11 protein-coding genes are annotated in these 12098 nt (G+C 40.6%); 8 read left to right on the forward strand and 3 right to left on the reverse strand.

What is annotated here, in order from left to right; all coding sequences use genetic code 11:
- Positions 1 to 154 precede the first annotated feature (154 nt).
- The 3 genes from pheS to AC1M84_RS12065 all read left to right on the forward strand — a co-directional run bounded on the left by pheS (position 155) and on the right by AC1M84_RS12065 (position 3930).
- Entirely contained in the window at positions 155 to 1135 is a 981-nt protein-coding gene (gene pheS, locus AC1M84_RS12055) for a phenylalanine--tRNA ligase subunit alpha (RefSeq protein WP_035265373.1), read from the forward strand.
- Between the two features lie 120 nt (positions 1136 to 1255).
- Positions 1256 to 3637 carry a phenylalanine--tRNA ligase subunit beta gene (gene pheT, locus AC1M84_RS12060; protein WP_481595067.1) on the forward strand — a complete coding sequence of 794 codons (2382 nt, stop codon included), beginning with the start codon at positions 1256 to 1258 and terminating at the stop codon, positions 3635 to 3637.
- Positions 3634 to 3930: an integration host factor subunit alpha gene (locus AC1M84_RS12065; protein WP_035265376.1), complete on the forward strand. Its 297-nt coding sequence runs from the start codon at positions 3634 to 3636 to the stop codon at positions 3928 to 3930. The genes pheT and AC1M84_RS12065 overlap by 4 nt, the downstream gene beginning before the upstream one ends.
- Positions 3931 to 4073: 143 nt before the next feature.
- On the opposite strand, the gene AC1M84_RS12070 is transcribed toward AC1M84_RS12065, so the two are convergent.
- From AC1M84_RS12070 to trxA, 3 genes are all read right to left on the reverse strand, one after another.
- Positions 4074 to 4358 (reverse strand): hypothetical protein, encoded by a 285-nt coding sequence (locus AC1M84_RS12070; protein ID WP_035268570.1) that lies wholly within the window; start codon positions 4356 to 4358, stop codon positions 4074 to 4076.
- A gap of 401 nt (positions 4359 to 4759) precedes the next feature.
- Complete coding sequence (rho, locus tag AC1M84_RS12075; RefSeq protein WP_035268567.1) at positions 4760 to 6028, reverse strand: transcription termination factor Rho; 1269 nt, start codon at positions 6026 to 6028, stop codon at positions 4760 to 4762.
- Between the two features lie 319 nt (positions 6029 to 6347).
- A complete protein-coding gene (trxA, locus tag AC1M84_RS12080; RefSeq protein WP_035268564.1) occupies positions 6348 to 6674 on the reverse strand; it encodes a thioredoxin in 327 nt (108 codons plus the stop codon).
- 269 nt (positions 6675 to 6943) lie between these two features.
- Here trxA and ppx point away from each other — a divergent pair, with 269 nt between their 5' ends.
- The 5 genes from ppx to AC1M84_RS12105 all read left to right on the forward strand — a co-directional run bounded on the left by ppx (position 6944) and on the right by AC1M84_RS12105 (position 12069).
- Positions 6944 to 8464 carry an exopolyphosphatase gene (gene ppx, locus AC1M84_RS12085; protein ID WP_481595068.1) on the forward strand — a complete coding sequence of 507 codons (1521 nt, stop codon included), beginning with the start codon at positions 6944 to 6946 and terminating at the stop codon, positions 8462 to 8464.
- Positions 8465 to 8531: 67 nt separating this feature from the next.
- Positions 8532 to 9356, forward strand: a complete 825-nt coding sequence (locus AC1M84_RS12090) for an acetyl-CoA carboxylase carboxyltransferase subunit alpha (protein WP_035268558.1) — start codon at positions 8532 to 8534, stop codon at positions 9354 to 9356.
- On the forward strand, positions 9293 to 10645 hold the full coding sequence (gene tilS, locus AC1M84_RS12095) for a tRNA lysidine(34) synthetase TilS (protein ID WP_481595069.1): 1353 nt from the start codon (positions 9293 to 9295) through the stop codon (positions 10643 to 10645). The genes AC1M84_RS12090 and tilS overlap by 64 nt, the downstream gene beginning before the upstream one ends.
- A 21-nt stretch (positions 10646 to 10666) precedes the next feature.
- Positions 10667 to 11497 carry a pyrroline-5-carboxylate reductase gene (proC, locus tag AC1M84_RS12100; protein ID WP_179998602.1) on the forward strand — a complete coding sequence of 277 codons (831 nt, stop codon included), beginning with the start codon at positions 10667 to 10669 and terminating at the stop codon, positions 11495 to 11497.
- A gap of 23 nt (positions 11498 to 11520) precedes the next feature.
- Positions 11521 to 12069, forward strand: coding sequence for a YggT family protein (locus tag AC1M84_RS12105; RefSeq protein ID WP_481595070.1), 549 nt, complete (start codon positions 11521 to 11523; stop codon positions 12067 to 12069).
- Positions 12070 to 12098: the final 29 nt, after the last annotated feature.

Below are 12098 nucleotides of genomic sequence, written 5' to 3' on the forward strand. Positions count from 1 at the left end.
TGATCATTGCGCATATCTTAAACTTTTTATAAATGTAATTTCCAATTTAATTCCACATCCAATTTTAACACTTGCTGATCTTCATACGGAGCTATAAAAGCTGTTAGAATGCGCAGTTATATTATTTTTTATATTTGTTGCTTTGAGAGTTACTATGTCACTGGAAGCCCTGACCACTGAAGCGCTCGCTGCCATTGCAGCAGCTCAAGACCTTGCAACACTCGATCAGGTTCGAGTGCAATTTACGGGTAAGAAAAGCCAGCTTGCTGAACAATCGAAAGCACTGGGTAAAATGGATCCGGAAGAGCGTAAGGTCTTTGGTGCGCAGATTCATTCAGTTCGAGAAGCGATTAATGGCGCATTAACTGAGCGTCAAACTGCATTACAAAAAGCTGCACTAGAACAAAAATTAGCAAGTGAACAGATAGACATCACGTTGCCTGGTCGTGGTCAACAGGTGGGTAGTATCCACCCAGTGACCCAAGTACAAGAGCGTATTTGTCAATTCTTCACGAAAGCAGGTTTTTCTGTTGCGACTGGTCCAGAGGTTGAAGATGACTATCACAACTTTGAGGCATTAAATATTCCGGGTCATCACCCTGCGCGTGCAATGCACGATACCTTTTACTTCGATGTAAACCATTTGCTTCGTACGCATACCTCTGGTGTACAGATTCGTACGATGGAAACACAGCAACCACCAATTCGTATTGTATGTCCAGGTCGTGTGTATCGCTGTGACTCAGACCAAACACATTCTCCGATGTTCCACCAAATTGAGGGTTTGTACGTTGCAGAAAATACGAGCTTTGCTGAATTGAAAGGATTATTGGTTAATTTGCTGAATGAGTTCTTTGAAAAAGACTTGAAAGTACGTTTCCGCCCATCTTACTTCCCATTCACAGAACCAAGTGCTGAAGTCGACATCATGGATGAGCGAGGAAAATGGTTAGAAGTATTAGGTTGTGGCATGGTGCATCCAAATGTTCTTCGTTCAGCGGGTATTGATCCAGATAAGTACAAAGGCTTTGCATTTGGTTTAGGTGTTGAACGTTTTGCAATGCTTCGTTATGGCATAAACGACTTGCGTATGTTCTACCAAAATGATGTGCGTTTCTTACGCCAGTTTGCTTAAAACTTTTTATTAAATCCTCTCCTAACTTGAGGAACTCCACAGAATCATTTGGGGTTCTCTCCCTTAGCAAAGGGGGGTAGAGGGAGGATTCTAGAGATTTGAATTACAGGTTTTATATCAATGAAAATTAGCGAAAATTGGCTACGCACATGGGTTAACCCAGCCATCGATAGCGATACTTTATCTGACCAACTGACCATGCTTGGCCTTGAGGTAGATGATTTATCTCCTGCTGCAAAACCATTTACAGGTGTGGTTGTAGGTGAAGTACTTACGGTAGAACAGCACCCAGATGCAGATCGTTTACGTGTAACGACTGTCAACATTGGTTCGGGTGAACCATTACAAATCGTCTGTGGCGCGCCAAATGTACGTGCAGGTATGAAAGCACCTGTAGCGACCATTGGTGCAGTATTACCGGGTGATTTTAAAATCAAAAAAGGTAAGCTTCGTGGTGTTGAATCACAAGGTATGCTGTGCGGTGCATCTGAAATTGATTTAGAAGATAAAATCGATGGTCTACTTGAGCTTCCTGCGGACGCGCCAGTCGGTGTAAACGTACGTGAATATCTGGACCTTGATGACAACGTGATTGATATTAGTATCACACCAAACCGTGGTGACTGTTTCAGTATTCGTGGGATTGCACGTGAAATTGGTGTGATTAACCAACTTCCTGTGACTGCGCCTGAAATTAAAGAAGTTGCTGCAACGATTGCTGATGAAAAGAAGGTCGTTATATCTACTGAAGGTTGCCCACGTTACTTAGGTCGTGTGATCAAAAATGTCAACACTAAAGCGCCAACTCCTGAATGGATGGAGCGTGCACTGGCTCGTTCTGGTATCCGTCAGCACAGTATCTTGGTTGATATTACCAACTATGTATTGATGGAGTTGGGTCAACCGCTTCACGCATTTGATGGTGGTAAAGTTCAAGGTGCGGTACACGTTCGTCAAGCAACTGCAGGTGAAAAACTTGTTCTATTGAATGAGCAAGAAGTTGAAATGCAAGACAACGTGATGGTGATTGCAGACGACCAAAAAGCATTAGCAATTGCAGGCATCATGGGTGGTTTGTCTTCATCGGTGACAGACGCAACGACTGAAATCTTCCTTGAATCAGCATTCTTTGCACCACTTCATATTGCGGGTCGTGCGCGTAGCTTCGGTTTACATACAGATGCGTCTCAGCGTTATGAGCGTGGAGTGGATTTCGAACTTCCAATGATCGCAATGCACCGTGCATCTCAGTTGATTTCTGAGCTTGCAGGTGGTGAATTTGGTCCAATTACTGTAGCAGAAAATCCAACAGTATTGCCAACACGCGAAGCAATCGAGCTTGAGCAGGCGCAAGTTGATCAACTTCTTGGTTATAAAGTTGACTCTGACTTTATTACTGATGCGTTAACACGTCTAGGTTGTCAGGTAACAATTAAAGCACAAGGTCAATGGTCTGTCGTACCGCCATCACATCGTTATGATATGGCAATCTACCAAGACTTAATTGAAGAGGTTGCGCGTATTCATGGTTATGACAACATTCAAATCAGCTTGCCTGTGATTGATGTGAAACTTGCAAAATACCAAGATCAATTTGAAGTTGCACAATTACGTCAAACTTTGGTTGCACTTGGTTACCAAGAGGCAATCAGCTTTAGTTTTGCTGATTTAAAACTTGAAAAACAGTTAAATCCAAGTGTAAATCCTTTGGCATTGGCAAATCCAATTTCAAGTGATTTGGCTGTAATGCGTTCGACTTTACTTTCAAGCTTAATTCCTTGTGTCCAATACAACGTTAATCGTCAACAAAGTCGCGTACGCTTCTTTGAGCTTGGCTTACGTTTTGATTATCAAGAAGCAACCAGTATTCATGATCTTAAGCAAATACCTACACTTGCGATTGTGGCAACAGGTGCGAAGAATCAGGAATCTTGGCATGCTAAACCTCAGCCAATGGATTTCTTCGATTTTAAAGGTGAAATTGAGGCTGTATTGGCGGCTGGGCGAGTTCAAGTAGAATATGTGCGTTCAGAGCGTTCATGGTTACATCCAGGTCAATCTGCTGAAATTTTAGTGGACGGAAAATCGATTGGTTATATTGGTCGTTTACATCCATCGCTTGAAGATGAGCTTGATCTCGCAACGACATGGGTAGCAGAACTCGATCAATCGTCTGTTTTGCAAACTTATGTATCTAATTTTACAGAATTATCACGATTTCCTTCAGTGAGACGTGATATTGCAGTTTTAATTAGTGATAAGATTAATGTTAGTGAAATTCAGCAACTTATCGAAAAAACTGGAGGAGAGTTACTTGATTCTTCTTGGTTATTCGATGTGTATACGGGTCAAGGTGTAGAAGAGGGTAAACGTTCATTGGCGTTTGCACTTTTATGGCAGCATCCGAGTCGCACGCTTGAGGATGCTGAAATTAAATCTGGTATGGATAATATTTTACAAGTGTTAGAAAACACTTACCAAGCGACATTGAGGGCCTCATGACAGCATTAACAAAAGCAGAAATGGCTGATCATTTGAGTGAGCTGACGAGTTTAAATCGTCGTGAAGCTAAACAAATGGTTGAGTTGTTTTTTGATGAAATTAGCCAGGCATTAATTGCAGGTGAACATGTCAAATTATCGGGTTTTGGTAATTTCGAACTGCGTGACAAGCGTCAGCGTCCAGGGCGTAATCCAAAAACAGGTGAGGAGATTCCTATTTCTGCTCGCCGTGTAGTGACCTTCCGTGCTGGTCAAAAGTTTAGACAGCGTGTAGGGACAGAGCAAGTCGATTAATCGCTTGATCAAATAACATTTAAAAAACCTGAGCTCAGCTCAGGTTTTTTATGCTCTTAACTTTATGCGTATTCATAAAATTCAGCGCATAAAAAAAAAGAGAACCAAAGGTTCTCTTTTTTTCGAATAATCTAAACTTTAGATTATTGAGCAGCAGAAGCAGCAGCAGTAGCGTCAGCAGCAGCGTCAGTAGCTTCAGCAGCAGCGTCAGTAGCTTCAGCAGCAGCAGCGTCAGCTTGAGCAGCAACTTCAGAAGAAGCTTCAACAGCAGCAGCGTCAGCAGCTACAACAGCTTCAGAAGCAGCTTCTACAGCTTCAGATGCAGCAGCGTTTGCGTCAGCAGCAGCTTCTTCAGTTTTTTTAGCACAACCAACGAAAGCTAAAGTAGTAGCAACGGCAGCAGCAATAGCAATTTTTTTGAATAACATGGCATCACTCTCATTAAAATAAATTGAGACAAAAAACCCGGTTAGTCTGTTGTGTGCTTTTATTATTCCTAACGTTAGTAAGGTTAATAACGCATGGAGCAGCCTAACTGGTATGCCGACATGCTATCACTGAGTATTTTGAATTACTACTAGGCGAAATGAAAAAATGCTTAAAAAATGAGAAATTTGACCCTATTTTTAACAGAAAATTACAATCATTTTTGCATTTTGAATTGGAGAAATACTAAGTAAATACTTAAAAAATAAAGGGAATTAAAATACAAAATGATAAAAATCACATACTTGCAAGAAAAGTTACATTCAAAAGTTAGTATTGTGTATTTATGTAAATGGAGTCAACCCAAATAAAAGGCCATCAATAAATGATGGCCTTTTGCGTATTAGTTGGCAGCTTTGCGTTTCATTTGATCGAAGAAATCATCATTGGTCTTGGTTTCCTTCATGCGATCAAGTAAGAATTCCATCGCAGCAAGTTCGTCCATAGGATGGAGAAGCTTACGTAAAATCCAAACCTTACGTAGTTTATCTTCATCCATGAGGCGTTCTTCACGACGTGTACCAGATTTCTTGATATTCATCGCAGGGAATACACGTTTCTCAGCAATACGGCGATCAAGCGTAATCTCTTGGTTACCTGTACCTTTGAATTCTTCGTAGATGACTTCATCCATTTTACTGCCAGTTTCAATCAAAGCAGTAGAAATGATCGTAAGTGAACCACCTTCTTCGATATTACGTGCAGCACCGAAGAAACGTTTTGGACGTTCTAAAGCGTGGGCATCAACACCACCAGTTAAAACTTTACCTGATGATGGAATAACCGTGTTATATGCACGTGCTAAACGTGTAATTGAGTCAAGCAAAATAACAACGTCTTTTTTGTGTTCTACCAAACGTTTAGCTTTTTCAATCACCATTTCAGCGACTTGAACGTGACGTGCAGGTGATTCGTCAAATGTTGAAGCAACAACTTCACCACGAACGGTACGTTCCATTTCTGTTACTTCTTCTGGACGCTCATCAATGAGAAGAACGATTAGGAAGCATTCAGGATTATTACGAACAATAGATTGAGCAATGTTTTGGATCAACATTGTCTTACCAGCTTTGGGTGGTGCAACAATAATTGAACGTTGACCTTTACCAATTGGAGCAACTAAATCGACAACACGCGCAGTTAAATCTTCAGTCGAACCATTTCCTAACTCCATCACTAATTGTTCAGTTGGGAATAAAGGCGTTAAGTTTTCGAAAAGAATCTTATTGCGAGAGTTTTCTGGCGTGTCGTAGTTAATTTGATTCACTTTTAAAAGTGCAAAATAACGTTCGCCTTCTTTTGGTGGACGAATCGTACCTGTAATCGTATCCCCAGTGCGCAAATTGAAGCGGCGAATTTGAGAAGGGCTGACATAAATGTCATCTGGACCCGCAAGGTAAGACCCTGCTGCAGAACGTAAAAAACCGAAACCATCAGACAGAATTTCAAGAACACCATCGCCGAAAATTTCTTCACCATTCATAGCATGGCGTTTCAAAATGGCAAAAATAATGTCTTGCTTACGGTTACGTGCCATTCCTTCAAGGCCCATGAACTCAGCAATTTTGATGAGTTCGCCTATCGGTTTTTTCTTGAGTTCAGTTAAGTTCATAAATGGTCGATTGAATTAAAAGGAAGTGTGGAACACAGATAGAATAGAAGCAAAAGACATCCGCAGTGCAAGAAAAGAGCAGCAATTGATTTGCACAATAACAAACTCAGAATCTAGTAAGTTCTTTCGAGGAGAAATGTGTAAACAATTTCTTTAGCCGAGCGGCGATCTTATGTTTTGTGTATTGTAAGAAACGAGGAGAAATTGTCCAAGTGTTTCTTGATCATGCAATATAAGTGAGATATGGCTCTTTGTCAATTTTACCGTCAAAAAAAGCGCCAAAAATTTGACGCTTTCAAAGCCATTAAAATTGAAAGAATTAGATATTTTCTTCAATAAAAGCTGCAAGTTTTGATTTAGGAGCTGCACCAACTTGTTGAGCAACAACTTCACCATTTTTGAACATCAATAAAGCTGGGATATTACGAATATTGTAATTTACAGCAGTTTGTTCGCATGAAGTTACGTCAACTTTTACGATTTTAACTTTACCTTCGTATTCAGTTGCTAAAACTTCAAGTACAGGAGCAATAGCTTTACATGGCGCACACCAGCCTGCCCAAAAATCAACAAGAACTGGCGTGTCAGAATTTAAAACGTCAGCTTCAAAATTAGCATCAGTTGTATTAACGATATTAGCAGACATGGAATTTGCTCCGAATAATTTTTTGAAAACGGTCTATCTATGTATATAAGTATTACATAGACCACTTTAACAAAGTAGGGGATAGGGTTTATTTTCGGACTAAATTCTGTAAATGTCTAATTGATGCTCACGATTTCCATGATCGGTGTAACACAATTGTCATATATGATGATTTTTTAAATAGTCGTTAAATTGACTAAATAAATGGCTTTTAAATTACAGTTATGTGAATTAATCTAGGCACAATTCTGGTTGAACTTAGCGCAACAATGTCTGATTTTTTGATTGATGAAGAACTCCTTGCAGCCATTGATATGGGCTCAAACAGCTTCCACTTGGCGATTGCTCGAGTTGATCATGGTGAGGTAAAAAAAGTCGCATCGATGTCTGAAAAGGTCCAATTGGCCGCAGGTTTAGATGAAAATAAAAATTTGACAGAAGCTGCTCAACAACGTGGTTTAGCATGCTTGGCTCGATTTGTAGGGCGCCTAAGTTCAGTCCAATCGAATCGTTTAAGAATTGTGGCCACCAATGCTTTGCGCCAAGCTAAAAATGGGCATGAATTCATTCAAAAAGCAGCTGAAATTCTGCCTAAACCTATTGAAATTATTGCTGGTCGTGAAGAAGCACGCTTAATTTATTTAGGTGTATCACATACTATGGCGAACAGCGGTCGCCGTTTGGTCATTGATATTGGTGGTGGCTCGACCGAGTTAATCATTGGTGAAGAGTTTGAGCCGATTCATACTGAATCCGTGCAAATGGGATGCGTTGCATTTACGAAGGCCTATTTTGCAGACGGCGATATTAATCCAAAAGCTTTCGATCGTGCGGTGACTGCCGCACGCAAAGAAATCTCGGGTATCGCGACTACTTACCGTGCGGCAGGATGGGATACTGTTGTTGGTTCAAGTGGAACCATTAAAGCTTGTCGTCAAATTGCGGTAAATATGGGTTGGAGCGATGATCAGGAAAACTTGACGCGAGAAGGCTTGGAAAAACTTAAAGATAAGTTACTCAAATACAAGCATATTTCAGACATAGAATTCGAGGGTCTTAAGGAAGATCGTCGTGCAGTCCTACCTGCGGGTATTGCGATTTTATACGCTGTATTTGAAGTTCTTCAAGTTGATAAGCTGGTCTATTCAGATGGCGCCTTACGAGAAGGTGTAATGTACGATTTACTCGGGCGTTTCCAGCATGAAGATATTCGAGATCGTAGCGTACAAGCCTTGATGGGGCGTTATGGTGCTGATCAAAAACAAGCAGAGCGTGTTGTTGAAACGGCTCGACAATTATTTGATAGCGTGGCAGGAACGCTTGGTCTAAATAATGACGATAGTGATTTGCTACGTCGAGCAGCTTATCTTCATGAAATAGGTTTAGCGATTAGTCATAGTGGTTATCATCGTCACGGCGCATATTTGCTTCAGCATTCTGACATTGCTGGTTTTTCACAAATTGATCAAAATCATTTGTCACATTTGGTCGCTCATCATCGCCGTAAATTGCGTGCTGAAGCAAAAAATGATGTGACGAAAGTCGGTGGAATTAAACTTGTCTATCTATGTTTGCTCCTTCGTCTCGCAATTTTGCTGAATCACAGCCGAAGCGATGAGATGCTTCCTGCCATTGAATTAAAGATATTAGATGAGCAACAATGGCAACTGAAAGTTTCTGGTGATGCAAAACAATGGCCTTTGTTGGTTGCAGAGCTGCATGATGAGCAGGTGCAATTTAAACATTGGGATATCGTTTTGAATATTCAGTCGGAACAATTTATTGGCTAACAGAAGCTGATAAGCGAATTTTATTAGTTAACTACGTCATAGTTAATTTAGGGATATTCATCGACTTATGAAAAATAAAGCTGCTCAATCTAAAGCATGGAAAACGGTTCAAATTGCGCGTCATCCAGATCGCCCACAATTTTTAGATTATGTGAGCGAAATTTTTACAGAATTTGATGCACTTCATGGTGACCGTTTATATGGTGATGATGGTGCAATGGTTGGCGGTTTAGCACGTTTTAATGGTCAGGCTGTGATGGTGGTTGGTCAACATCGTGGTCGTAGTACACGTGAAAAGTTACAGCATAATTTTGGGATGAGTAATCCAGAAGGCTATCGCAAGTCTCAGCGTTTACTTGATATGGCTGAACGATTTAATCTTCCAGTTTTCACATTTATTGACACCATGGGTGCATACCCTGGTGTAGGTGCTGAAGAGCGTGGACAAGCAGAAGCAATTGCTACGAGTCTAGCTCAACTCTCAAGTTTAAAAGTACCTGTCATCGCGACTGTTCTAGGCGAGGGTGGTTCTGGCGGCGCATTAGGCATTGGCGTTGCAGATCGTGTGATTATGCTTTCTCACAGTATTTACTCTGTGATTTCACCTGAAGGTTGTGCCTCAATTCTTTGGAAAACTGCTGAAAAAGCTGAGCAAGCGAGTGAAGCACTTGCACTCACTGCAGATAAACTGAAAGAACTTGGTATTGTTGAGTATGTTGTAGATGAAGGTGAGGGTGCTCATCTTCAGCCAGACGTAGTCATGGATAAATTAAAACATGTGTTACAAGCTGCACTTGATGAGCTTGTTCCAATGGATGCAAATGCAAGATGCGAAGCACGTTACCAACGTTTAATGAAGTTTGGCAGCGACAATTCAGGTCTAGCTTCTTAAAACAAATTGCCAAATTTGGTGATGAACACACGTTCTTAGTGGGATGCAGTGGCGGCATGGATTCCATGCTGTTGCTGTATGTCATGTCTCAATTAATTCCCCAAAAAATCCGTGCGATTAATATTAACCACCAGTTGCAATCTGCAAATCAGGAATGGGCTGAATTCGTCCATCAATTTTGTATGGCAGCGCACATCCCTGTGGTTCTCGAGACAGTTCAAGTTGCTGAAGGGAATTTGGAAAAGCAAGCTCGAGCAGCACGTTATCAAGCTTTTAAACATCATTTATCCGACACAGATATTTTAGTACTGGCACATCATCAGCAGGATCAAGCTGAGACCGTATTATTACGTTTGTTCTCTGGTGCTGGAATACAGGGGTTGTCCGCGATGAAATTATTAGATTCACGTGAAGACATCATTATTTGGCGACCATTATTGAATCTAAGTCGTGAGCAGATTTGCCAATGGGTAGAGCAACTCGAATTGCCCTACGTGGATGACCCGACCAATTTTGATACGCATTATGATCGAGCTTGGTGTCGTCATGAGCTTTGGAATATTTTGCAAAGCCGATTCCCTAAAATGCAACAGGCGATTGTGAGAACCAGTGTGCTGATGCAAGATGCGAATGAAATTTTGCAAGAGGTTTTACAACAGGATTTGGCATTCTGTGGCGATGATGATCATCTAGATTTACGACAACTCAATCAATTAAGTTTAGCAAGAAGAAGACAACTTTTATCCAATTGGATGAAAGGACAAGACCAATACCGTCCTGCATTTGAGATGGTAGAGCGGTTGACTGAAGAAGTTATTTTGGCGAAACCTGATGCACAAGCAGCATTGCATTGGAATGGACAATATTATGTTCGTTTCCAAAATATCTTATATCGAGTTCCTAAGGATGAATACTTAGCAGCATCAAATACAACTGATTCAGAAATAAAATTTGAAATCCAGCATGTTGTAAATTTAGCTTCGGGTCAATTTAAGATCTGCCAACATCAGGAAGAGTATGGTCTGCGTATAGAACTTTTAAATCAGCCTTTGACATTGCATTATCGTCAAGGTGGGGAAAAAGTCCATTTGCATGGACGTGTGGGGAAATGGCCATTAAAAAAAGCAATTCAAGAGGCACAAATTTTTCCATGGAAGCGTCATACTATTCAAATTTTAAGCTTAGATAATGTTATGCTTGGTGTTTTCACGCCAAAAGGGTTTTGGCTGGCTGAATCAGAGTATTGTGAAGTCGGTGGTTGGCAGCCAAAGTTAGTTTCATCGCTATAAAATCAAGGTTGAGAGTCGTTCATGAGTGTTGCGTTAAACTGTAATATTTGTTTCATTGGTGGTGGTAATATGGCTCAAGCCCTAATTGGAGGGTTGATTAGTCGTGGTTTACCAACAACGCGTATTACAGTTTCCGATCCTGTAGAACGTGTGAGAGAGTTATTAAAAGAAAAAGAAATTCAAGTTACAGACAATAATGAAGACGCGATCCAAAATGCTGATGTTGTTGTTCTGGCGGTGAAACCACAAGTACTGGCACAAGTCCTTAAACCGTTAAAAGGTAAATTTGAGAATAAGTTAATTGTTTCGATTGTAGCAGGGGCTGAAATTGCAACGATTGCTGCATTAACGGGGACGGAGTTTATCGTTCGTGTCATGCCTAATACACCTGCATTGGTTCAAACAGGTGCCCATGGTTTATATGCACATGACGTTGTTGATCAAGCAAAGCGTGAATTGGCAAGTCAGATTTTAGCTGCAACAGGCTTAACACTTTGGGTAAACTCAGAAGAGCAAATTGATGCAGTAACTGCGGTATCGGGTTCAGGTCCAGCGTATTTCTTCTATATGATGGAAAGTATGATTCGTGCTGGGAAAAATTTAGGCTTGGATGAGAAAACTGCAACAGCCTTAACGCTACAAACAGCTCTCGGTGCTGCGCAAATGGCGATCACCAGTTCTAATACGCCATCTGAACTGCGTAAAAATGTGACATCACCAAATGGTACAACTCAAGCAGCCTTGGAAGTTTTTGATCGAGCGCAAATTTCACAGAATATTCAGGCTGCTCTTGCGGCTGCAAAAAAACGCAGTCAGGAGCTCGCTCAGGAATTAAGTGATAGTTCTAAATAACTAAATTTTAGGAAAATTGAAGTATGGGTGCGAACTCTGCGCTATTTTTTGACATTATCATTAATGTTGCGATTTTATTGGTATTTTTCCGTTTTTTAATGCAATTGGCGGCAGTCAGTCCATATAACCCTGTTGTGCTATCGACAGTGAAAGCAACTAGAATTGTAGATGTGTTTGGACGAATCTTGCCAACTGTGGCACAGGGGCGTGTAAATCTAGCAGCTTTAGTGCTGATCGTATTGTTGTATTTTCTTAAGGTATTTGGCTATAAATATTTAAATGCCTTACCAACAGGCGATGCATTGTACTTTATTGGTTCAACAGTACTTTCAATGTTGCAGGCATTAATTTCAATTCTTAAATATTTGCTGTTCGCTTACATTATCTGTAGTTGGATTTTAATGTTTTCACAAACACGTTCACCTTATATTGAAGTGATTCAAGAATTAGCTGAACCGATGTTGGCACCATTCCGTAAAGTAATGCCAAATTTAGGGATGATTGATCTTTCTCCAATCCTTGCATTCTTTACACTTTATATTGCTGAAATCATGTTGAAATCAATTGGTTAAATCTAAATTGTGGATTTAAACAATTTCAT

The sequence above is a fragment of the Acinetobacter sp. 24-47-66 genome (assembly GCF_056779755.1).

Excerpts from the sequence above, each read along its gene's own strand:
- tilS (WP_481595069.1), top strand. The coding sequence starts at position 9,293 with ATGCGAAGCACGTTACCAACGTTTAATGAAGTTTGGCAGCGACAATTC.
- rho (WP_035268567.1), bottom strand. The coding sequence starts at position 6,028 with ATGAACTTAACTGAACTCAAGAAAAAACCGATAGGCGAACTCATCAAA.
- AC1M84_RS12070 (WP_035268570.1), bottom strand. The coding sequence starts at position 4,358 with ATGTTATTCAAAAAAATTGCTATTGCTGCTGCCGTTGCTACTACTTTA.
- trxA (WP_035268564.1), bottom strand. The coding sequence starts at position 6,674 with ATGTCTGCTAATATCGTTAATACAACTGATGCTAATTTTGAAGCTGAC.
- pheS (WP_035265373.1), top strand. The coding sequence starts at position 155 with ATGTCACTGGAAGCCCTGACCACTGAAGCGCTCGCTGCCATTGCAGCA.
- AC1M84_RS12105 (WP_481595070.1), top strand. The coding sequence starts at position 11,521 with ATGGGTGCGAACTCTGCGCTATTTTTTGACATTATCATTAATGTTGCG.
- pheT (WP_481595067.1), top strand. The coding sequence starts at position 1,256 with ATGAAAATTAGCGAAAATTGGCTACGCACATGGGTTAACCCAGCCATC.
- AC1M84_RS12090 (WP_035268558.1), top strand. The coding sequence starts at position 8,532 with ATGAAAAATAAAGCTGCTCAATCTAAAGCATGGAAAACGGTTCAAATT.
- AC1M84_RS12065 (WP_035265376.1), top strand. The coding sequence starts at position 3,634 with ATGACAGCATTAACAAAAGCAGAAATGGCTGATCATTTGAGTGAGCTG.
- ppx (WP_481595068.1), top strand. The coding sequence starts at position 6,944 with ATGTCTGATTTTTTGATTGATGAAGAACTCCTTGCAGCCATTGATATG.
- proC (WP_179998602.1), top strand. The coding sequence starts at position 10,667 with ATGAGTGTTGCGTTAAACTGTAATATTTGTTTCATTGGTGGTGGTAAT.